The organism is Mesorhizobium sp. USDA 3734 (assembly GCF_056279665.1).
The window spans coordinates 3,684,753-3,706,683 of record NZ_JBWCCW010000001.1 but is presented as its reverse complement, the minus strand read 5'-3'; the positions used below and the strand labels follow the sequence as shown (position 1 = coordinate 3,706,683).

Below are 21,931 nucleotides of genomic sequence, written 5' to 3'. Positions count from 1 at the left end.
CAAATGTCGCGCATCGTTTCGAACCGCTTCCCCAAAATCCGCGCATTCCCGAAAGCAGGACATGATGAGCCAAAGACCGTCGATCGCATTCGCTAAATTTTCCGCACCCCAGACCGCGGCGAACAAGAAGGGCACAGCCTTCGTGCTGTTGGCGGATGAGGGCGGCCTGAGCGACGCCGCCAAGGCTTGCGATCCCGGCAAGACACTGGAGCGGGCCTTTCCGGTGGCCGAGTTCACGGGCAAGTTCGCCAGCGTGGTGGAGGTTCTGGCGCCGCAGGAAGCGTCGCTCGACAGGCTGGTGGCGATAGGCGCCGGCAAGGTGTCGGGGCTCGACGACTATGCGTGGCTGAAGCTAGGCGGCACCATTGCCGCGTCACTGCGCAAGGCGACTGATGTAGCGGTGGTGCTCGATCTCGCCGGCGCGTCGCCAAGTGGCAAGGATGCGGCGAGCCTTGCAGCGGGGATCCTTCTGCGCAGCTATTCCTTCGACAAGTACAAGACCAGGAAGGACAAGGACGACGGCAAGGCAGAGCCGAAAAAACCGGTCAAGGTGACCATCCACACGGCAGATCCGGCCGCGGCGAAAAAAGCCTTCACCGACGCCGAGGCGGTGATCGACGGCGTCCTTCTGGCGCGCGACCTCGTCAACGAACCGGCAAACGTGCTCGGGCCGGTCGAGTTCGCTGCCCGCGCCAAGGAACTCGAGGCGCTTGGCGTCAAGGTCGAGATACTGGCCGAGAAGGAGATGAAGAAGCTCGGCATGGGCTCGCTGCTCGGTGTCGCGCAAGGCTCGCCGCGCGGCGCCCGCATGGCGATCATGCAGTGGAACGGCGGCAAGCCAAAAGACAGCCCGGTTGCCTTCGTCGGCAAGGGCGTCACCTTCGACACCGGCGGCAATTCGATAAAGCCGGCGTCCGGCATGGAGGACATGAAGGGCGACATGGGTGGTGCCGCCGCGGTCACCGGCCTGATGCACGCGCTGGCCGCGCGCAAGGCGAAGGCCAATGTCGTCGGCGTCATCGGCCTTGTCGAAAACGCCGTCGACGGCCACGCCCAGCGTCCTGGCGACATCGTCACCTCGATGTCGGGCCAGACCATCGAGGTGCTCAACACCGACGCCGAGGGTCGCCTCGTGCTGGCTGATGCGCTATGGTACTGCAACGACCGCTTCCAGCCGAAATTCATGGTCAATCTGGCGACGCTGACCGGCGCCGTCATGGTCGCGCTCGGCCAGCACTACGCCGGGCTGTTTTCCAACAATGACGAACTGTCCGAACGGCTGACGGCGGCGGGGCAGGCAACGCAGGAGCGGCTGTGGCGCATGCCGCTCGGGGCCGAATACGACAAGCTGATCGATTCCAAGAACGCCGACATGAAGAACATCGGCGGCCGCTATGGCGGCGCCATTATCGCCGCGCAATTCCTGCAGCGCTTCGTCAAGGACACGCCTTGGGCGCATCTCGACATTGCCGGCACCGCGATGGGCGCGCCTTCGAACGAGATCAACCAGTCCTGGGGTTCGGGTTTCGGCGTCAGGCTGCTCGACCGGCTGGTGCGCGACAATTATGAGCAGTGAGCGAATTCAACGACTATAGACTGAAGCTATGGCCGACGTCCTGTTCTACCACCTGACCGAATCGACGCTGGAGGATGCGCTGCCAGGCCTCCTGGAGCGCAGCGTCGACCGTGGCTGGCGCGCCGTGGTGCAGACCGGCACCGAGGAACGCCGCGATGCGCTCGACCAGCATCTTTGGACCTTCCGCGACGATTCGTTCCTCGCGCACGCAACCGATCGTGAGGCTTATCCCGGGGAACAGCCGATCCTGTTGACCACCGGTGACGGCAATCCCAACCAGGCGAAGATAAGGTTCCTCGTTGACGGCGCTGTGCCGTCCGACCTTGGCGGCTACGAGCGTGCCGTGTTCCTGTTTGACGGCCACGATGCCGCTCAGGTCGAGGCGGCGCGGGGGCACTGGAAGGTAATGAAGGATGCCGGCCATGCCGTCACCTACTGGCAGCAGACGCCAGACCGCCGCTGGGAGCGCAAGGCCTAGTGGATGTCGCCCAAAAGTGACCTCGGTTTTGGGAGAACGGGACAAGCTGTCGCCTGAAACCGCTCAGACGCGACACGCTTTAGGCCAGCCGCCTGTCGCAGACACAGCCTACAGCTTTGCCTTGATCCGGTTCTGTTTCCGGGTGACGTAGTCGCCGGATTTCAATCTCTTGAAAACGTACCATTCGCCATCCGGAGCCTTGCGCTGGTAGATCACCTTGCCAGCCTGGCGATGCTCGAAGCAGGTCATCGAGCCCTTCACGCCCCAGGAGCCGTGCCATTGCGCGCGCCAGCACAACTTGCCGCCGCCGGGGATGAACCACATGCCGTCGCCATAGCCCGGCTTGCCTTTGTCGTGGGTCCAGGCGTCGAACTGCCGCTGCTTGACGGCAAAGAACCCGGCGCCCTTCTTGCCCCAAAGCCAGGAATGGTTTTGATAGATCTGGTAGACGCCTTCGTCAGGAATCACTGTGGCCTCTTGCGCCTGATCGGCGATTTTCGCCGCCGTCTTGGCTGTCGCAGGGACCTGGAAGGCAAGAGCAAGAACGAAGCAGGCGAATGCCGCTCCAAGACAGTTTCCCACCACTCGTTTCACGAAACTCCTCCACAGACTGATTTACGCCACGCCTCAACCATCATCCCGAACCAGTGGTTCGGGATGGATCACGATCAAACAAGGAGATTGGAGATCGATCCCGATCGCGTCGGGATGGATCGGCACGATGCGTCTACGGCAGGACGTGCTGGGTCACCCTCCAGTCGGGCAAACCATAGCCCCCCAGCCACGGCCACACTTCCTTCTGGTTGAAGTAGACAACCGAAGTCAGCGCCGGGAACTCCGCATAGGACTTGCGGCTGTCGTCCTGCCACTTCGACACATAGTCCTGCTTTCCGACATAGCCGAGCTCCGCCACCACGATCGGCTTGTTGAAACCCGCGACGCGGTCATAGCCGGGCTTCAGTATCTCAGCGAACGTACGGTCATGACCGGCTTCGTCATTATCCTTTTTCTGCAGACCGAATACAGACAGGCCGATGACATCGACGTAGTCGTCACCCGGGTAGTATTTTTCCAAACCCTCTTCGCCTTTGGGTGACCACATGTACTTGGCGGCGGGGGCAGCCTTGCGGCAGATATCGACTTCGCGCTTGTAAGCGGAGATCCAGTCCTTGGGAGCCCAGTTGGCCCAGGTGAAGCGGCCGTTCTTGTCCTCCATTTCCTGCGCCCAGCGAATGGTCACCGGGCTCTTCATCTGTCCCACCAGGCCGCAGATTGCCTGCATGTTGGCGTCATATTTGCCGCTCAATATGCCGTCGCGCAATTCGGGCGGGGTGATGCGCCAGTCCTTCGACCAGGTCCACGGCTCAACCGTGATCAGCAGCGAACGGCCGCGTTGCAGCGCATAGGCGTCGGCAAGTGGCAGCGTCGCCAGATCGACGTCTTCCCATGGCAGGAACAGCTCTTCGATGCTGGCGCTCTTGTCGGCGCTGAAGTCCCCGTAGGGATCATAGGATCCGAACGCCGAGGCGGCGCTGCTCGTCTGAACGGGATCCGTCGCGGCTACGGAGCCAGCGCCTCCCGCAGTGGGGAACACGGCGCTTCCGCCCAATACCAGCGCGATTGCAAGCGCATTTGCTGTGGAGTGTTTCATGTTTGACCTCCCATGGCCCCAACTTCCTGCGGAAGTTTCAGGCTTCGCCCGTGCGCATCGATGTTCGATCGACACGACTGTCCAAAACCAATCGGCCCTATTGGCGGAATCTGCGGGATTTCGGAGCGACCATTGGCGGGTGTGCGAGCCTTCGCACAGAGCCCACCCAAAAATATCTCTCAAGGCACCAACACCGAGGAGCTACAGAGAGAAGTTCGCCGCGATACTCACAAATTCGCGTCAACATCCCGATACATTATCCCTAGCTAAATTAAGAGCCGGTCGCGGCCAAGAGTCAAGTGCAATTAACGGTTGCTTAACCTTGTCGCTCGCAACATGGTTAACGCTGCTGTCGAGCCGGTCCTTGTCGGACCGCCTTTGGCCCATCGACGAAATTCTCCAACGCTGAAAATCGATGGCCCGTCATTCCCGTGCTGGTCGGTGGAGACCGATCCACGGAAATGTCCGCTCGATTCAGGACGTTAGGTTAACCAGTTCTCAAGAAGCGTAGTTAATGAATGCCTAATTTAGTTGACTCTAAGAAGGCGTGAGCGGATTCTACGGCCGGGTTAGGCTTGTCAGCCGTCGTTCGGCTGATGCTTGGGGTAGCGGCGGTACGTGTATGAGTGTTTCCGCAGACGTAAGGATTATCAAGACCAGGCCGACACGGCGGCATGGAGCGGCTCTGGGCAGTAAGGGGGCGGAGAAGGCTCCTTTTCTGGTACCCGTCCTGTCGGCCACCCAGCAGCGGATCTGGAGGCTGGGACTTGCTTGCTGGTCAGTCACCTTCGGATTTTTCTGGTTCTGGTGGCTGCAGCCCGAGCACGTCGAGCACGTCTTTCCATACATGTTGGCAACACTCACGCTCGTATGGCTGACCTTCATGCCGATGTATTTCCTCTTGAACGTGCATGCGATGAAAAAGCCGTCCAGGCTTCACACGATCCCGAAGAATTCGCGGGTCGCGATGGTGGTGACCAAGGCCCCGTCCGAGCCATTTTCCGTGGTTGCGCGGACAATCGAAGCAATGCTGGCGCAGGACTATCCGCATGATACCTGGCTGGCCGACGAGGATCCCTCCGAGGAAACGGTTGCCTGGTGCGATGCGCGAAACGTCATGATTTCGACGCGGCGCGGAAGGGAAGATTATCACCGCAAGGTTTGGCCGCGCCGGACGCGCTGCAAGGAGGGGAACCTGGCGTTCTTCTACGACCATTATGGTTATGAACGCTACCACTTCGTCGCTCAGATGGATGCGGACCACGTCCCGACGCCAACCTATCTCAGCGAAATCCTGGCAGCCTTTGCCGACCCAGCGGTTGGCTATGTTTCGGCGCCAAGCATTTGCGACAACAATGCTGCTGAAAGCTGGTCGGCGCGCGGCCGGCTGTTTCCGGAAGGGATGTTCCACGGACCCTTACAGTCCGGCCACACGGGCGACGGAACGCCGCTCTGCATAGGCTCGCATTATGCTGTGCGAACCGCCGCGCTCAAACAGGTCGGTGGTCTTGGCCCGGAACTGGCCGAAGACCACTCGACGTCCATGCTGTTCATTGCGGCTGGGTGGCGCGGCGTGCATGCGATAGACGCCATTGCCCATGGCGACGGCCCGCAGACCTTTGCCGATCTTGTCACGCAGGAATTCCAGTGGTCGCGGAGCCTGATGACGATCATGCTCGAATACTCGCCCATATACCTTTCCAAGGTATCGCCACGGCTGAGATTCCAGTTCCTTTTTCGCCAGCTCTGGTATCCGCTTTTCGCCGTATTTTCACTTCTCATGTACGTCATGCCGATATACGCGCTTCTCATGGGAGAAAACTTCGCCAATGTGACGTATGTTGACTTCCTTCTATACTATGCGCCGAACTCGATTTCGCTGATTGTGCTGGTGATTTTGTTGAAGTCCTTCAGCCTGTCGCGCCCGCTCACCGCCAAGACGATCAGTTGGGAAGGAATGCTGTTCTCATTCTTCGCGCGTTGGCCGTGGGTGCTGGCGGGCACGTTGTCGTCGATCCGGGATTATCTGACCAAGTCGTTCGTCGATTTTCGCGTTACCCCCAAGGGCAGTGGCCCGAAAAACCTGCTGCCCGCCCGCGTCATCATTCCCTATGTGGCGCTCGCAATCGGAGCTTCGCTGCCGGTCCTTCTTGTAGACCGCGCCTCGGACGCCACCGGCTTCTACTGGTTCGCTGCCTTCAATGCGTTCGTCTACGGGTTGCTGGTGGTCGTGATTATCACTAGGCACCTCGTGGAGAACAGAATTTCGTTGCGGCGCAATGTCGCGAAACTCGCCTTGCAGGCCTCGCTCGCCGGTCTCGCACTCTCCGTCCCGGGCGCTGCGTTCTATGACCGCGGCCTGGAAGGCATATACGGGCTCCAGCAGGGTGCGGGCAGTGTGCGCATCGTCAGCGTGGCCTATCCGGTTTCTGGAGCCGGCCGTGGTGGGAGCGGAACCCGCACATTCCATTTTGACCCCGGCTGGAATCCACGCTGAAGCCGAGAGGCGTCCGTGCGCAAACAACTCCCCTGAACCGCATTTGCCTTGATAGCCGGTCGGCAACCTGTGGCAGCGCCGACACGAGTCAAAAGTTCAAATTTTAATAATATCCGATCGGGCGTCGAAAGATCGCGCTCATCATGTCGTTTGCATGATCTTTAATAAGTCTACCCTAATATACAATCCATGATGTGAGTGGCAATAGGCCACTCGCGTGGCGCGGAAAGCCAACAAGAGCAAATAGATCTCCGCGCTCCAGCGACTTATATTCGTGGCAGGGGATGGCGATGAACAAATTTATGGAAAGAGGGGCAAGGATGGGCACGAAATATGCCTGTGCATTTGCCGCCGTTGCATTGATCTCGATAATGTCCGGTTGCCAGAGCATGGACGCGACCATGACCAGTTCGATCGGCGCAAAGTCCGCGGTTCATACGCTCGGCAAGAAGGTGCACTACGTCAAGAAGAAGCGGCTGCATCTGATCAATCGCTCGCTCACACAGATGACCAGCGTGACGCGCACGAGGGAGGAGGCCTATGCAGCCTTCGTGCGACCGCAGCGTGTCGGCAGGTCGGCGCCGGTGAAAGTTTCCTACCGCCTGGGCAATGGCGGCCCGTTCCTGGGTCATTCGCCCTGGATTTGTGGCCCGAGCGGCTTCGGCCAACGCGCCAGCTGCCGTTCGCGTTACTAGAGCAATTCCAGGAAAGTGTGAAACGGTTTTCCGTCCGGAATTGCGTCAAAACAAAGAGTTAGAGCAGTTCACCGTTTCCGTGAGACGGTGAACTGCCTAGAACACCAGGCCCAGAAGTGGCGGCGCGATTTGACTGAAGAGCCCGCCGCTCTGGTCTTCGCCGGGGGGCGCGAGTCGAGGGCGAGAGGTTTGCGCAGAGGTTGCGCCTTACCTCTTGCCCTCAGACCGCCATTCCTGGTGATATCAGTCGACGAACCCTGCCAGTCCTTCCTCGGTAGGCACCGTCGACCTGAAACCGAAATCCCTCTCTAGCGCGCTAGTCATGAAGCCCACTGCTCCGGTTGACGCTATGGGCTCAGAACCTCCATGGCGTTCCGATCAGGTCAGGATGGCGGGCTGGAGCGGAGCCAGCCGTCATCGGCGCCGGGCGCCGGGCGTGGCCGCGCGACATAGGCCGATGCTCCGTTCGCCTCGTGATAGACGCGTGCCAGCATTTCCGCCAGCACGCCCGACGTTACCATCTGCACCCCGGCGATGAGCAGGAAGAAGCCGGTGAACAGCATCGGGCGTGTTCCGATGTCTTCAGCGAAAAACAGCTTCAGGCAAAGCAGATAGGCAAGGATCAGCGAACCCAGCGCGCCAAGCACGATGCCGATGCCGCCGAAGAAATGTCCGGGGCGTGTGCGATAGCGCATGAAGAAATACATGAACACCAGATCGAGCACGACCCTGAAGGTACGCGAAATGCCGTATTTGGACTGGCCGTGGATGCGGGCATGGTGCGTCACCACCTCCTGCGCGATGCGTCTCGGGGTCGTCACCGTGGCCAGCCATGCCGGGATGAAGCGGTGCATCTCGCCATAGAGCTTGACGCTGCGGATGACGTTGCCGCGATAGACCTTGAGGCTGCAGCCATAGTCCTTGAGGCGCACACCGGTGACGCGCGCGATCAGCGCGTTGGCGATGCGCGAGGGCAGCCTGCGCATGAAAAAACCTTCCTGGCGGTCCTTGCGCCAGCCGACCACCAGGTCGATATCCTCACTCAGCAGGCGGTAGACCATGCGGGGGATGTCGTAGGGATCGTTTTGCAGGTCGCCGTCGATCGTGGCGATGACGTCGCCGCGCGCCGCGTCGATGCCGGCCTGCATCGCGGCGGTCTGCTTGTAGTTACGCACCAACTCGACCGCATGCACATGGGGGCCGTAATGCGCCGCCAGGCGCCTGATCTCGCTCACCGTCGCGTCGGTGCTGCCGTCATCGACCAGCACGACCTCCCACGTCTGGTCATAGCGCTCCATCGCCTGGTGGATCCGTGCCAGCAGCGGCTCGACGTTTTCGGCCTCGTTGTACATGGGTACGACGATGGACAGCGTATGGTTCGGCATCACCGCGCCGTCAGGCAGTCCCGAAGCAGGGATGGGCAATACGTTCATTGGGATGGCTTCCTTGCTGGTCCGACAGCCGGGTTCCCCGGCAGCGTCGATTTCGAGGGAAACAACCAGGCGATCGCGCCCGTGGCGATAGCCGAGCAGAAGATGAACAGGTGCAGCGCCAGCGCCGCCTGCAGGCCACTCTTCATTGCGATTCCGGAGGTGAGCAGCGCCGCCGCCGCTCCTGCTTCATAGGTGCCGAAGCCAGCGACGCCTTGCACCGGCAGTATGGCGGCGCCTTCGGCCCCGACGACGCCGGGAAAGGCGGTCGAAAAGGATGTTCCCAGCAGCATTGCCAACAACCATCCTTGTACGGCGAGCTTTAGCGACCAGTTGGCGATCGTCCACCACCAGCCATAGCGCGAGCGCCCGGTCGCTTCGGTGAACACATCGCGCAGCTTGCCGAGCTTCGCGACGATCCTGCTGCGCCCGGCCCAGTCATGCGGCGCCCGCGCCCAGCGCGGCAGGTACCAGGCGGCGGCGATCAAGGCGGCAACGCCAGCGACCCTTATCGCCGGATGCAGCCCGGGCCACACCGCCAAGGCCAGCACGCCGACGACGAAGGCGTCCTGCAGCCTGAACCACAGCAGCGAGGCGCTGGCGCGCATGATCGGTACGCCGAAGACCTGGCGCAGGAGCAGGGGAAAGGCCGTCTCGCCGCCGCGGAAGGGTACGACGTTGATCATTGCATTATGGATCAGAATGACGCGCAGGCAGGCGCCGAAACGGCCATGCACCTCGTCGCGGAACTCGTCGCAGACGCGCAGCGCACGCAAGACATAGGTGACGAAAAACGCGATGGTCGCCACCGCGAACGTGCCGGGCGTGATGCGGTCAAAGGCATCGCCGACCATCCGCCAGCGCGAGTCGCTGGCGAGCCAGGCCAGTAAAGCCAGTGTCACAATGATCGAAATCGCTCGTTTCAACAATTCCTCCGGTCGCAACCGTCGAATTCCGCCAGCCGCGTAGAGATCTTTGATCTTGCGGACCGGCGATCTTGCGGACCGGCTTGTCTCGCTTGCTGGCTGCGCCGGGCAGGCGAGGGAGCTCGCAAGGTCACTGACCGTCGCCGATCCCCAGCCCATAGGCCCAACGGCCCGACCAGATCAAGGCCGGCTGATTTCATAAATCAGGAGGTTGTCCGAATCCACCTGCTTGGTCCCGATCTTGTTGAGATAGTCGATCACCCCATCATGATGCTCGATGAACGGCCGTTTTTGGCTGTCTTCGGCATCCTTTGCCACACCAAACCAATCCGCGCCTTGCGCGCGAAGTTCCTCGAGCTGTGCTATCGCGATGGCATCGTCCTCGACGAATTTGGACCACTCGACATCACCGCCACCAGGCGGAAATACCCACCCGCGCGCCCTGCTGTAGTAGACTGCGACAGGATCTCCCACCTCCGGAGCGATGGCCACGACCAGATCGCCAGGCCGGGCCCTGCGCGCCAGCTCGTCGCCGAGTAACTTTCCATTCATGGCGAAGGGCGCCTTCATCGTCCTGACGAGGGGAAAGGTCGACCAGACAAGCGTAGCGGCCGCGATGCAAATTGACCGCAGAATTACCCCGGGAGACAGAACGGTTTTGGCTCCAAGCGTCGCCAGGACGAGCGCGCCACGGCCGCAAAACATCGCAAATGGCACATGGAATATATGGTAGTTCCACGGATTGGTCGTGATCTCACGTGCCGCTGCGAGATAGACGACAGAGGCCGCTGCAAGCCATACGAAAGGTATGGCTGAAAGTGCGCGTTCTTTCGATTCCGCGATGGGTTGGGGTGGCATCCAGAATCCGACCGCCATCAACACCATGAACGGATAGCCGTAAAACCACCAGACCGACGTATTCCAAACAGATTGGAAATAGAAATCGTTCTTGAAAAACGCCCAGAATCCGGAATCCCAGATGTATCCGCTGCCCGCGACATGAAACGGCGGATAGGTCCGCCCGAGATAAATGGCCCAGCTGTAGTAAGCAGCGATGAGGGCCAGGCTGACAAGTCCGCTTATGAATACTCTCGCCGCATGCTTTCGCCGATTTTGTAGAAGCCAGCAAACCATCAGATAGAATATGACGCCTCCGGCAGCCAAACCCGGTGGTTTTGCAAGCACGCCAAGGGAAAAGCTGGCTGTGGCGAGAGGGAGCAGCCATTCACTGCCTCCCGTCCAGTATTTCGTGAAAAGCCAGACGCCCAAGGTCACCAGGGCCAGCATCGAGGGATCAGGAAGAAACGAGCTGTCGATCATGATCGCCGCCGGCATCAGCGCATAGGCAAGTGCCGCGGCGTGGGCGTGCGTCTCGCCCCAGCATAGCGCCGTCAGCCTGTGCAGCGAAAACACCGTCACCAGGCCGAAGAGGGCCGCAATCATGCGGCCGAACCAGTCGTGCCAGCCGAAGAGTTGGTAGAGCAGGGCGGTCAAATAGCTGACGATCTGGAACTCGCGGCCCTGGTAGCTTGGCCCGGGCCCGGTCCAGCTGACCTCCGGAAAGAAGATGTTCCAGCTGCGCTGCTGGAAATTGTCGGCCATCATTGCCGTGCTTGTCTCGCGCCAGCTGAATGCATCGACCAGCGGCAAGGTGATGTCGTGGAACCGGAACATGCCTGCAATGAACAGGATCCCCAGCAAGATCGCCGTGTTGGGGTTCAGGTAGTTGCGCGCAGCCGTGTCCCGGTCGGTCGACTGCTGCAGGTATTGCTGACCTTCGGCCTGATCCAATTCCGGGTCGTCCGTCATTTGAAACCGCGTCCCCCCTGATGTCTGCGCATGCTGCTTTTGCGCGCGATTGTCAGAGTTGGAGGAATATACGACGCAATCCTTAATTTTGACGACTGCAGGCCGCGCGAGCGTCTCGAATAGTTGTCGTCCATCCGCTTCGCAAAGGTTGACATCACCGTTCTCGCGACTGTTAAGTGGTTCGCATAGCTGTCAAAGCGCTGATAGCGCTGCCTTGGGCCAAACAGACATGCGAACGCCAATTGTGCCGACAGCTCTGACCAGATTGCCTCCGTTCGATGTCGACCGTCGGCAACGCAAGGAGTGTCGTCGGTACGCAAGTTGCACGCAACTTATGCTTCTCTTGGCTCTCTGTGGCCAGATGACCCTTTCGGGAACGGCGCACGCGGCTGCCGCCAAAGACAGCGGACCCGCGGAAACGGATACCGCACCTGCTCCAACTGCCTACGAACTGCAGCTTCTTTATGCCGACCACACATGGGTATGGAAAAACGGAGCGGCCTATTTCGCGCGGGACAATCGACGCCTCGAGGCCTGGACGTCTGGGCAGGACACGGCATCCGTCGCGGAGGGCAGATGGCTGGTGACCAAGGACGGCAAGATGTGCATGGAGCTCGCCTGGCGGTCCAAGAGCTACACCGGCGAGCAGCATCGCACCTGCTACAGTCATCGCATCCAGGGCGGGAACATCGAGCAACGCAAGGATCCGGATGGGGAATGGTACGGTTTCAAGCGATCTTCCGAGGATCTTTCCGACGAATACCGGAAATTCGAAGTGGGCAACACAAAGGGCGCGCAGTTCGAAGAGACCCGCAAGCTGGTCGATTCGAAGAATTAGGCCGTATTTCAGCCGCGCTGGCACGCGCCTGACTAGCCTTGTGGCCCCCCGTCTTCGTTTCTGATGGTACCGGTCAGCATGGTCGCATGAGCCTGACGGGTTGAACAAACCACCCAAATCCGTTCCTGTTCTGAGAGCAGGCTGCTTTGCCGGGCGCCTGTCAAGGAACTGGCGAATCGCTTATGATGAGACATCAAGCGGTTCGGCTGGAGCGATCGGCGCGCCGATCGCCGATTGATCGCATTCAATTTTATCTGACAGAACGACGAGACGATGGGCCTACCATACGGTTTTGATGAAATTTAATAATTAGTGATGTCTAATATTCTCGTGTGATGTGCGAGTGGTCACTCATGCGGCGTGAAAGCGGCGAGGGTATAGTATGTCGCGACCCGCCCTGGCTTATACTTGATAGCAAGGGACACATGATGAACAATTCTGGGATGGGTGCATTTTGCCCAAGCAAAAATATCGTATCCATTAAAAATATCGTATCTATTGTTGCGGCTGCAGCGATGGCCTCTGCGGTTGCAGGTTGTCAGGGTATGGATTCGACCGAAACCAATTCGGTCCTCATCAAGCCTGTGGTCCACGCGGTCCGCAGCCAGCCCGCGGCCCAGCCGGTCCAAGCCGGATACTTCGTGCGTTCGCTCAGAGCCGAGCCGACGATCCAGATGACCAGCACAGTGCGCACGACCGAAAGAGATTACGCCTTTGCACCGCCGCAGCGGATCAACGTCCGCACGCCGGCGCCGGTGAAAGTCTCTTTCAATCCGGGGGATGGCGGCACGTTCCTGGGCGGTTCGCCCTTTATCTGCAGCCCTAGCGGGTTTGGCCAGCGCGCGAGCTGCCGGCCCCGTTATCTCTGATCTGTCGAGCGGCGATGGATGCTGCCGCCTCGGTTGGCGGCAGTTTCATTGGTTTCGTCTTCAGCCCAAAAAACGGGGCAGCCGTCCTGACGATCGTGTCGATGTCGGAAAGCTCCGGCACGAAGCCAAGCTGTTCGCGTGCGCTTCCGGGATCGGCGTATAGCTCTGCTGGATCTCCTGGGCGCCGGCTCCTGAAGACGGCCGGAACCGATCTTGACGTCATTCGGCTGACCGCCTGGACAATCTCCTTGATGGACACCCCCCGCCCGGTGCCGAGGTTGACCGCCAGACTTTGTCCGCCGCGCTCGAGATGCATGAGGGCTTTCAGATGGGCGCGGGCCAGATCGCTGACATGGATATAGTCGCGTACACAGGTGCCGTCCGACGTGTTGTAGTCCGTGCCGAAAACCTCAATCTCGTCGATAATGCCTGATGCGGCCATGAGCACCCTGGGGACCAGATGCGTTTCCGGCGAATGCCACTCACCGAGCTCGCCGTCGGGATCGGCGCCACAAGCGTTGAAATAGCGCAGGATCGCGAATTTCATTCCGTATGCGGACGCATAGTCGCTGATGATCTGTTCGCCCATCAGCTTGGTGCGCCCGTAAGGGCTGATCGGATTCTGCGAGGATGTCTCGCGCACCGGCAACGCTTCCGGCACGCCGTAGGTTGCGCAGCTGCTGGAGAAGATGATGTTCTCGATGGAGCAAGCGCGCGCCGCATCGAGCACCGCGACGGTGCCAGTTACATTGGTCGAATAGTATTCGGCCGGCTCGCGAACGGACTCGCCGACATAGGCCAGCGCCGCAAAGTGGATCACTGCTGTCGGCCGGTATTTTTCCATCGCCCCCCGCAGTGCATCCCGATCCCGGATATCGCCGATGACAAGCGGACCCCAGGCAACGGACTTCGCGTTGCCGCGGCTCAGATTGTCGAAAACCACCGGCATATAACCGGCCGCGGCCAGCAGCTTGCAGGTGTGGCTGCCGATGAAGCCGGCCCCACCCGTCACCAGGATTGCCGCACGGGTCATGAAGCCGCGGCTCCTTTGACCATGGGACTTCCGTAGAGCAGGGTGTCAAAATACTCGACAGTCCGCGCGAGCCCCTGGCTCAAGCTGATTTTCGGCTCCCAGCCGAGATTGGCCCTGGCAAAGGAGATGTCCGGCTTGCGCTGTCTGGGATCGTCGACCGGCAGCGGCCGATGCACGATCTTCGATCGGGCGTTGGTGTAATCGATGACCAGCGTCGCCAGTTCCATGATGGTGAATTCGCCGGGGTTGCCGAGATTGACCGGGTGCGCGGGCGCATTCGGCGCATTCATCAGCCGGACAAAGCCCTCGATCAGGTCATCGGCATAGCAGAAGGAACGCGTCTGCAGGCCGTGGCCATAGACGGTCAGGTCTTTGCCGCGCAACGCCTGGACGATGAAGTTCGAAACCACGCGCCCATCATCAGGCTGCATGCGGCGGCCGTAGGTGTTGAAAATGCGGGCGACGCGGATATCGAGGCCATAGGTTCTCGAATAGTCGAAGAATAGGGTTTCGGCCGAGCGCTTGCCCTCATCGTAGCAGGACCGCGGTCCGTGCGTATTGACGTTGCCGAAGTAGCTCTCGGGCTGCGGGTGCACGAAGGGGTCGCCATAGACTTCGGATGTCGAGGCCTGGAATATCTTGGCCTTGTTCTGTCGCGCGAGTTCCAGAAGGTTGAGCGAACCAAGCACGCTTGTCTTGAAGGTATGGATCGGGTCTGCTTGGTAGTGCGGCGGAGAGGCTGGGCAGGCGAGATTGTAGATCTCATCGCACTGAAGGCCCGAAGGCAGTGCATTGACGATATCGTGCTCGATGCACGTAAATCTCGGATTACGCAGTAGGGTATTGAGATTGTATCTCTTGCCGGTGTGGAAATTGTCCAGCGCGACGACGTCGTATCCGTCCCGCAAAAGGCGCTCGCACAGATGCGATCCTAAAAATCCCGCACCTCCGGCGACCAGGGCGCGGCTTCGGTTTTGGTTGGCGCCCCTTTGACTGCCGGATTCCAGTTTCAGAACCTTGACAAGCTTACCCATGTTTTCCTCGCACGCACCACACACGCTACCGCCGGGCCGGGACAAAGCATTGCCCGGCCACGTCCTTGAGAACGTGGCAAACCTCCGCATCCGCGGAATCGCCATCACTGATGTGCGTCAATTGTTCTTTGGGTTCACGGAGCTGATGCTACGACACGACTTAAGCGTTGCCGTTCAGCATTTTCTGCGCCCCGAAACCGCGATCACACGCCTCGTGCCATCATCGTCGATTGCTCGCCCAAATTGCACATCCCAACACATCGAAAATATACCTGTGAAAATCATAGTCAACTAAATTAGCAATTTCTTAATCATATCCGTTTGCGAATGGTTAATCATGAGGCCGGCATCGCTCCCCGAGGCTGAATGATGGCGTCCAAGGGCGATCCTCTTTGTGAATCAGCGTATTGGCCCCGCCGCTGGAAACATACCGCCGGCCGCGTCTAGCTGTTTTTAAGGCAGAACCAAAGCTTGGCAGCAAGGAGCGCCAAGAATGAGCCGCGCGGCGCAATTCAGGGTAAGGCCTGGAAAATATTCAGCTGAAAGATGAAATTTTCCGGTCTGAGTGATGGTCAAATTTTCAGAGCACAGTGAGATTGTTGCCAAAAACCGCTGGGGATACAAATGTAAACGTCAAGATGAGAATATTTATCCGAAATGGATTGGTCGATAGAGGCCGTATCGCGGATGGTTATCATGCGGAAAAGCCGAGGGCCAAGGATTTGTAAGAAAACTCGCTCACAAGGGCGAATTTGAACTTCATCTTATTTGATGCTGCTGTTCATGAGCTTTGCGCATCAAGGCCTCTCATTCGCAAGGCGCGCGTCAATGGTACCATTTCGTCGGAAAGCGCATGCACGCGTTCATTTCGTAGGGGAGTGCCGGTCATTTTAGCAATGGCTTTTGAGCGCATAGGTAGAACCTTGTGTGCATCGTTGCGCGGCCACGCCGCCAACCGAGTTGCTCCCGTACCCCCTGATCCACCTCCTGAATGGCTGCAGCAACTGGCCATCGCCTTTTGACCGTCGGGGCGCTATTGGCAAGGTCACGATATCCTGTGGTGATGTGAATGCGCTTTCTGTTTGTCCTGATCCTGCTTGCCGGCACCGGCATCGGTGTCATCTATCCCTGGGCGATGAGCAATTTCTCCGGCCGTGAGATCGGCACCTGGCGGGTCTATGAGCAGGGCCGCTTCAAGCCGCTGACGGTGCCGCTCGCCGCCCGCGACGCACCGGTGCGGGTGCTGGTCGACCTGACCGCAAGAGCCGAGCGCATCGTCTCGCAGCAGCGCACCGTGCTGACGCTGACCGCCGCCAGCAATAGCCGCACGGTGCTCGCCTCGACGCTGCGGTTCAACCATTCCGACAACCCGCGCCAGGCCAGCCCGCAGTTGCCCGACAAGATCTTTCGCGACGAGGCAGGCGTGATCGCGACCGTCAGCCCTGGCCCCTACATCTTCACCGTCGGACCGGGTGATGCCGACGACATACCGATGCGAGCGGTCGATCTCATCTTGCGCTCAGGTGTCGGCGAGATCGACAGCCGTGCGCGGCCGGTCGGCTTCTCGCTGATGGCGATCGGCCTGATCGGATTTTTGCTGACCCTGCGCTCTAGCGGCGGCCAGCCGGAAAATCCGAACTCGCAGCCGCCGCCGCCGCGTTGGGGCAGGGGTTCCAAGTGAACTACCGCCACGCCTATCATGCCGGAAATTTTGCCGACGTCGTCAAGCATGTGGTGCTGACGCGACTGCTCGAGTATCTGAAGCAGAAGGACAAGGCGTTTCGTGTCATCGACACCCATGCCGGCATCGGCCGCTACGATCTGTCGTCGGTCGAAGCGCAGAAGACCGGTGAGTGGCAGGGCGGCATCGGCAGGGTGATCGATGCCCCGTTTGCCGCACCGGTGGCTGCACTGCTTGCGCCTTATCTGGAGGCGGTACGGTCGCTCAACCCCGAGGGTGGCATCCAGAAATATCCTGGCTCACCGCTGATCGCGCGTCACCTCATGCGCAAGCAGGACCGGCTGACGGCGATCGAGCTGCACCCAAAGGACGTTGCGAAGCTGAGGACGCTCTTTGCCGGTGATTTCCAGGCCCGGATCATCGAACTCGATGGCTGGCTGGCGCTCGGCGCGCATCTGCCGCCGAAGGAAAAGCGCGGCCTGGTTCTCATCGATCCACCATTTGAGGAGGCGGGTGAGTTCGAGCGCCTCGTTGACGGGCTCATGAGGGCGCACAAGCGGTGGCCCGGCGGCATCTATGCGCTGTGGTACCCGATCAAGGATCGGAAGGCGATCATCGCCTTCCGCAAGGCGCTGAAGCAGTCCGGCATCCCGAAGCTGCTCGACATAGAGTTCGAGATCAGGCCCGCTTCATCGGAACCCAGCCTCGACGGCAGTGGCCTGCTGGTGGTCAACCCGCCATTCACGCTGGAGGGTGAGCTGCGTGCATTGCTGCCGGCTTTGCACAGACTGCTTGCGGTGGGGAGGCCGGCGCACTGGTCGCTGGAATGGCTGGCCGGGGAGTAGGCTTGACGACGCAAGGTGTTTCGGGCGTCGCCATTTCGGTACCAGGCGCGAAAAAGCCCGCGTTCCGGAGGGGTCGGGAAGGCGGGCTCTTTAACGACCCAGGGCTCGCGCTCTCTGGATCCGGGTATCAACGTGCGGAGCCATTCCGGTTCCACGCAAGTCCGGCTTTGGCCACGGCAGTTTCAAACTGGGAAACCATTGTTTCCGCAACCGCTTGACCGCCGCCAAGCGAATCCGCACAGTGCGCGCAATCGACCTTGAGAGGCTGCCATGACTCGCTTCGCCAAATCCGCCCTTGCCGCCCTGATTTCGCTCTGCACTCCACTCACCGCGCCTCTCGGCGTCACCCAGGCCGTACAGGCCGCCGATCTCACGGTCTATTCCGATGAGGACAGCGGCGTCTGTGGTGAAGCCTGGGTACTGAACAAGATCACCAGCCGCTTCTCCTACCAGGTGCATCACGTGCCGCATCTGCCGGACGTGCAGATCACCGATTTCCAGCGCATCCACCAGCACCGCTACCTGCCGGCCAACGACAGCTGGCCGATCGGCCGCCGCTACTGCGGCGCCACCGTCAGTCTCTCCGACGGCCGCGATCGCACCATCTGGTACCTGATCGAGGAAGGCCAGGGTTTTGCCTCGATCGGCGACAATGTCGAATTCTGCGTCTCGGGCTTCGACCGCTGGATGGTCTACAACGGCCGCTGCCGCGTCCTGCGCTAAACCGCTCTGAACGCGGCTTTCCCGTTTCCGTTCCTTTTCGCGCCTGCGGCTCGATCGGCCGCAGGCGCTTTTCCGTCTTGTGTTGACAGACGATGCTACCCGTCGCATAAGTATGAGACAGACCTGTCTCATCACCGGTAAGGGTCATGACATCATCGCCTGCTTCCGACAAGCGTCAGCACGTCGTCGAAACGGCCTACGCGCTTTTCAAGCGCGCAGGCTTCCATGCCACCGGAATCGACCGGATCATCGCCGAGGCCGAGGTGGCCAAGATGACGATGTATCGCCACTTTCCCAGCAAGGACGAACTGATCGTCGAGGTGCTCGACTATCGTGCGCGCCGTTTTGACAGCCAGCTAGAACGCCTCGCCCAACAGGGCACCACGCCAGAGCAGAAAATCGGAGAGATTTTCAACTGGCATGAACGTTGGTTCCGCAGCCCGGATTTCCATGGCTGCCTGTTCGCGCATGCGCTGGCCGAGTTCGGTGATTCCGAGCATCCGGTGTTCAAGGCTGCCGCCAGGCAGAAGAACGGCCTCAAGCGGCGCATGCAGTCGATCCTCGAAGAGGTGATGCCGCGCGGCCGCGCCGAGAGTGTGGCGGCGACACTGCTGATGCTGATCGAGGGTGCGACCCTGCTGGCACAGATGGGGGAGGCGAACACCGCCATTCGCGACGCTCGCAAGGCGGCCCTGGGCGTCATCGCCGCCTCGCGCAGGCCGCAATGAGCCCGTTGGTCATCGGGCTCGCGCTGTTTGCGGCGATCCTGCACGCAACCTGGAACGCCTTCCTGCGAACGGGAGCCGACAGGCTGTGGACCGTCACCGTCATGAGCTTTTTCCAGTACGGCGCTTGCCATTCCCTTCGCCATGTTCCACGCCCTTCCGGCCGCACAGGCTTGGTTCTATATCGTGCTCTCGGCCTGCCTGCAGGTCGGCTACAGCGTGTTTCTGGTGGCCGCCTACAGATATGGCGAGCTGGGACAGGTCTATCCGATCGTTCGCGGCAGCGTGCCGCTGCTTGTCACGCTCGGTGGTTTTTTCCTCGCTAACCAGCAGCTCACCCTGCCGCAGACCGTCGGCGTCGCGCTGGTCGCCGGCGGTATCATGGGTCTCTCGCTCGGAAGAGGCAGAGCCGCCACGACATCGATACTCTATGCGCTGGCAACGGGAGCGATCATCGCCGCCTATGCGACCGTCGATGCGATCGGCGTTCGCGCGGCGGGCAATGCCGGCGCCTACACCGCCTGGGTCCTGTTGGTATACGGCGCCTTGCTGCCGGTGACCTTCGTCGCCTGCCGTGGCCGGCTCATCGTCGACCCGCGGGCGCCGGAAACCTGGAAGGCGCTGGGCGGCGGCATGTTCGCACTTTTGGCCTACGGCGTCGTGGTCGCGGCCTTCGCGCTTGGGCCGGCCGGCCCGATCACCGCGATCCGCGAAACCAGCGTCGTCTTCGCGGCCTTCATCGGGCGCCTGTTTCTCGGCGAGATGCTGACGCCGCGGCGGGTCGGCGCCTGCGCCATCGTCGCACTCGGCGCGATCTGCCTCGGCTATCAGCCGTGACGAAAATGTGCATCGCGAAGATCCTGAATTTTCCTGATGTCGCCGACAGGCAAACTGGCTAGTCTGAACGTCCGAGAGCAACAGATCACTTTCGGGAGTCTTCATGGATCTTGCCACCATCCTTGCCTTCGCGGCTGCCTTCTTCGTGTTCGCTGCCAGCCCCGGACCGGACAACATGACGATAGTCGCGCGCACGATCTCCAGCGGCGCAGCCTCGGGTATCGCCTATGGCGCAGGCACGGTGGTTGGCATTCTCATCTTCCTGATCCTCGCCGCCTTCGGCCTGTCGATCATCGCCGCCAAGATGGCGATCGTGATGACGGTGCTTCGTTATGGTGGAGCGGCCTATCTGATCTGGATGGGCATCAGGCTGTGGACCGCCGTGCCCGTCGTGCCGGAGCTGCAACCCGTCTCCGAAAGGCGCGGGCTGCTGACGATTTTTGCCACCGGCATCGCGCTCAATCTCGGCAATCCGAAAATGCCGCTGTTCTACGTCGCGCTGCTGCCGAACGTCGTCGGCGCATCGCTCAACGCTGGCCATCTCGGTGTGCTGATAATGATAATCCTGGCCGTCGAGGTGGTGGTGATCGGCGGCCACGTCATTCTCGCCGCTCGCGCTCGCAGCCTGTTGCGCACCCCGAAGATCGTGCGTCGCGTGAACCGCGCGGCGGGCGGTGTGATGATCGGCGCCGGTGTCGCCGTGGTCGCCACGCGCTAGAGCAATTCCAGGAAAAGTGTGAAGCGGTTTTCCGTCCGGAATTGCCTCAAGACAAAGAGAGCAATTCCAGGAAAAGTGTGAAGCGGTTTCCGGGAAAAGCGCATAGCGCTTTCCGTTGGGAATTGCGTCAGACCAAAGAGATGGAGCGGTTCTGCTATTTTCTGCGCGGCGCCGTTTCAGCCTGATCGAGGATTTTGCGCAGGAACGCGGCGTGGCCGCGGAACGCGCGCCGTCCGCTCGTTGTCGCCCTGACGCGCGTCTGCGGCCGGCGCCCGACGAACAGCTTTTCGATCTCGACATAGCCGGCCCTGGCCAGCGTATCGAGATGCGCGCCGAGATTGCCGTCAGTGGCGTCCACGATGGCCTTCAACTGGCTGAAGTCCAGCGTTTGCCGCCTTTCCAGCATGTTCAGGGTGGCCATGATCCTGAGCCGTGTGCTCTGGTGGATGATTTCGTCGGCACTCATCGGTCAGCTCCGATGCGGCCGAGGCCGCCGCCGGGCTCGGCAAGCTCAAACGGCGACAGCGCCGCTTGCTCCCGTGCGATCGACATTGAAGCACTCCCGCATTCCATGCAGAATACTCTGTGATGTAGAGTCATCTGTCAATTCACACGCAGGCGGTGGCGCGATCGTGCTTGACAAGGTGATGCAGCGATCGGCTGTCAGATTGCAGTATAGATCGTCTGCTTGCACGAGATGATCGCATCGATGAGGCAGCGGGTCATGATGTCAGCGACCGAAGATCGATGCGCAAACTGCTGACTGATCTTCAGAGCTTCACGGGAGGAACGGTCTCGCAGGGTGTGGAGAATGTCTGTGGTACACTCTAGGCAATGGTCGAAGATCAACAGCGGATTTCTGCGACGATCAGCACGATCATGTGCGATCCGTAACCAAAATTTAAGCTGCAGAAATCAGTCTGTTGCTTCGCTGGCTAGCAAGCCGCGAGTCAGATATGCATGAGCGCGCCGGGTCATTACGGCCATCGGCACAACGGAAGGGGCATCGCATGGCTAAGCAGTCATCCAAAGCGCCGGCGTCCAACGCACCGGCAAAGAAAGCACCCGCAAAAGCAGCGACGGCGAAGGTCGCAGCTGCAGTGAAGAAAGCAGCACCTGCTGCCAAGCCGAAGGCGGCCGCGCCCAAGGCAAAAGCAGCACCGGCCAAGAAGCCGGCTGCAAAGGCCGCTGCAAAACCTGCAGTGAAGAAGGCAGCACCTGCCAAGGCGGCGGCAAAGCCGGCTGCGAAGGCGGCACCGGCCAAGAAGCCGGCTGCAAAGGCTGCTGCAAAACCCGCAGTGAAGAAGGCGGCACCTGCCAAGAAACCGGCTGCGAAAGCTGCACCTGCCAAGAAACCGGCAGCGAAGGCTGCACCGGCAAAGAAGGCGGCGGCAGCGAAGTCTTCAGCACCGGTGAAGAAAGCGGCACCCGCGGCCAAGCCGAAGGCAGCACCCGCGAAGGCCGGCAAGAAGTAATCGCGTTTCTTCCCTCGCCGGGGGCCGTGCCGAGACAGTCAAGGGCGGGTGCCTGACAGGCGCCCCGCTTGCTGCTTGGTCACTTGGAAGG

20 protein-coding genes and 1 pseudogene are annotated in these 21,931 nt (G+C 60.6%); 13 read left to right on the top strand and 8 right to left on the bottom strand.

All coding sequences use genetic code 11. The features are described 5' to 3' along the window. The first annotated feature begins 64 nt into the window (after window positions 1-64). Both ACZ89F_RS18245 and ACZ89F_RS18240 read left to right on the top strand, forming a co-directional pair. Entirely contained in the window at window positions 65-1,576 is a 1,512-nt protein-coding gene (locus ACZ89F_RS18245) for a leucyl aminopeptidase (RefSeq protein ID WP_476093296.1), read from the top strand. Window positions 1,577-1,604: 28 nt separating this feature from the next. After that, window positions 1,605-2,054 carry a DNA polymerase III subunit chi gene (locus ACZ89F_RS18240; RefSeq protein ID WP_476093295.1) on the top strand — a complete coding sequence of 150 codons (450 nt, stop codon included), beginning with the start codon at window positions 1,605-1,607 and terminating at the stop codon, window positions 2,052-2,054. 108 nt (window positions 2,055-2,162) lie between these two features. Here the strand turns inward: ACZ89F_RS18240 and ACZ89F_RS18235 are convergent, their stop codons facing one another. Beyond that, window positions 2,163-2,648: a DUF995 domain-containing protein gene (locus ACZ89F_RS18235; RefSeq protein ID WP_476093294.1), complete on the bottom strand. Its 486-nt coding sequence runs from the start codon at window positions 2,646-2,648 to the stop codon at window positions 2,163-2,165. A gap of 133 nt (window positions 2,649-2,781) precedes the next feature. After that, on the bottom strand, window positions 2,782-3,705 hold the full coding sequence (locus tag ACZ89F_RS18230; RefSeq protein ID WP_476093293.1) for a glycoside hydrolase family 26 protein: 924 nt from the start codon (window positions 3,703-3,705) through the stop codon (window positions 2,782-2,784). Window positions 3,706-4,327: 622 nt separating this feature from the next. Between ACZ89F_RS18230 and ACZ89F_RS18225 the strand changes: the two genes are divergently transcribed. Both ACZ89F_RS18225 and ACZ89F_RS18220 read left to right on the top strand, forming a co-directional pair. Further along, on the top strand, window positions 4,328-6,202 hold the full coding sequence (locus tag ACZ89F_RS18225) for a glycosyltransferase family 2 protein (RefSeq protein ID WP_476093291.1): 1,875 nt from the start codon (window positions 4,328-4,330) through the stop codon (window positions 6,200-6,202). Between the two features lie 401 nt (window positions 6,203-6,603). Further along, window positions 6,604-6,897, top strand: a complete 294-nt coding sequence (locus tag ACZ89F_RS18220) for a hypothetical protein (RefSeq protein ID WP_476093289.1) — start codon at window positions 6,604-6,606, stop codon at window positions 6,895-6,897. 383 nt (window positions 6,898-7,280) lie between these two features. Here the strand turns inward: ACZ89F_RS18220 and ACZ89F_RS18215 are convergent, their stop codons facing one another. The 3 genes from ACZ89F_RS18215 to ACZ89F_RS18205 form a co-directional block, all read right to left on the bottom strand. Then, window positions 7,281-8,282, bottom strand: coding sequence for a glycosyltransferase family 2 protein (locus ACZ89F_RS18215; protein ID WP_476097309.1), 1,002 nt, complete (start codon window positions 8,280-8,282; stop codon window positions 7,281-7,283). Between the two features lie 44 nt (window positions 8,283-8,326). Beyond that, the gene (locus tag ACZ89F_RS18210; RefSeq protein WP_476093287.1) at window positions 8,327-9,253 is read right to left on the bottom strand and encodes a lysylphosphatidylglycerol synthase transmembrane domain-containing protein; all 927 of its coding nucleotides are present in this window, start codon (window positions 9,251-9,253) and stop codon (window positions 8,327-8,329) included. A 180-nt stretch (window positions 9,254-9,433) separates the two neighbouring features. Further along, on the bottom strand, window positions 9,434-11,062 hold the full coding sequence (locus ACZ89F_RS18205; RefSeq protein WP_476093286.1) for an ArnT family glycosyltransferase: 1,629 nt from the start codon (window positions 11,060-11,062) through the stop codon (window positions 9,434-9,436). A 361-nt stretch (window positions 11,063-11,423) separates the two neighbouring features. Here ACZ89F_RS18205 and ACZ89F_RS18200 point away from each other — a divergent pair, with 361 nt between their 5' ends. Further along, window positions 11,424-11,900 carry a DUF995 domain-containing protein gene (locus ACZ89F_RS18200; protein ID WP_476093284.1) on the top strand — a complete coding sequence of 159 codons (477 nt, stop codon included), beginning with the start codon at window positions 11,424-11,426 and terminating at the stop codon, window positions 11,898-11,900. 425 nt (window positions 11,901-12,325) lie between these two features. Further along, complete coding sequence (locus tag ACZ89F_RS18195) at window positions 12,326-12,769, top strand: hypothetical protein (protein WP_476093282.1); 444 nt, start codon at window positions 12,326-12,328, stop codon at window positions 12,767-12,769. Here the strand turns inward: ACZ89F_RS18195 and galE are convergent. Together galE and ACZ89F_RS18185 are read right to left on the bottom strand one after the other, a co-directional pair. Continuing rightward, window positions 12,723-13,802 carry a UDP-glucose 4-epimerase GalE gene (galE, locus tag ACZ89F_RS18190; RefSeq protein WP_476093281.1) on the bottom strand — a complete coding sequence of 360 codons (1,080 nt, stop codon included), beginning with the start codon at window positions 13,800-13,802 and terminating at the stop codon, window positions 12,723-12,725. The genes ACZ89F_RS18195 and galE overlap by 47 nt on opposite strands. Next, entirely contained in the window at window positions 13,799-14,836 is a 1,038-nt protein-coding gene (locus ACZ89F_RS18185; RefSeq protein WP_476093279.1) for a UDP-glucuronic acid decarboxylase family protein, read from the bottom strand. The genes galE and ACZ89F_RS18185 overlap by 4 nt, the downstream gene beginning before the upstream one ends. 1,069 nt (window positions 14,837-15,905) lie before the next feature. Here ACZ89F_RS18185 and ACZ89F_RS18180 point away from each other — a divergent pair. The 6 genes and pseudogenes from ACZ89F_RS18180 to ACZ89F_RS18155 all read left to right on the top strand — a co-directional run bounded on the left by ACZ89F_RS18180 (window position 15,906) and on the right by ACZ89F_RS18155 (window position 20,365). Further along, a complete protein-coding gene (locus ACZ89F_RS18180) occupies window positions 15,906-16,517 on the top strand; it encodes a hypothetical protein (RefSeq protein WP_476093278.1) in 612 nt (203 codons plus the stop codon). Then, on the top strand, window positions 16,514-17,362 hold the full coding sequence (locus tag ACZ89F_RS18175; protein ID WP_476093276.1) for a 23S rRNA (adenine(2030)-N(6))-methyltransferase RlmJ: 849 nt from the start codon (window positions 16,514-16,516) through the stop codon (window positions 17,360-17,362). Before ACZ89F_RS18180 ends, ACZ89F_RS18175 begins: the two co-directional genes overlap by 4 nt. 270 nt (window positions 17,363-17,632) lie before the next feature. Beyond that, entirely contained in the window at window positions 17,633-18,085 is a 453-nt protein-coding gene (locus tag ACZ89F_RS18170) for a hypothetical protein (protein ID WP_476093274.1), read from the top strand. A gap of 146 nt (window positions 18,086-18,231) precedes the next feature. Continuing rightward, window positions 18,232-18,813, top strand: coding sequence for a TetR/AcrR family transcriptional regulator (locus ACZ89F_RS18165; protein WP_476093273.1), 582 nt, complete (start codon window positions 18,232-18,234; stop codon window positions 18,811-18,813). Further along, window positions 18,810-19,647 (top strand): annotated as a pseudogene (locus ACZ89F_RS18160) (EamA family transporter). The gene ACZ89F_RS18165 and the pseudogene ACZ89F_RS18160 overlap by 4 nt, the downstream one beginning before the upstream one ends. 103 nt (window positions 19,648-19,750) lie before the next feature. Further along, the gene (locus ACZ89F_RS18155) at window positions 19,751-20,365 is read left to right on the top strand and encodes a LysE family translocator (protein ID WP_476093271.1); all 615 of its coding nucleotides are present in this window, start codon (window positions 19,751-19,753) and stop codon (window positions 20,363-20,365) included. Between the two features lie 154 nt (window positions 20,366-20,519). Here ACZ89F_RS18155 and ACZ89F_RS18150 read toward each other — a convergent pair whose 3' ends face one another. After that, a complete protein-coding gene (locus tag ACZ89F_RS18150; RefSeq protein ID WP_476093270.1) occupies window positions 20,520-20,831 on the bottom strand; it encodes a transcriptional regulator in 312 nt (103 codons plus the stop codon). 544 nt (window positions 20,832-21,375) lie between these two features. On the opposite strand from ACZ89F_RS18150, the gene ACZ89F_RS18145 reads away from it, so the two are divergent. Beyond that, on the top strand, window positions 21,376-21,840 hold the full coding sequence (locus ACZ89F_RS18145; protein ID WP_476093268.1) for a hypothetical protein: 465 nt from the start codon (window positions 21,376-21,378) through the stop codon (window positions 21,838-21,840). The last annotated feature ends 91 nt before the right edge of the window (window positions 21,841-21,931 follow it).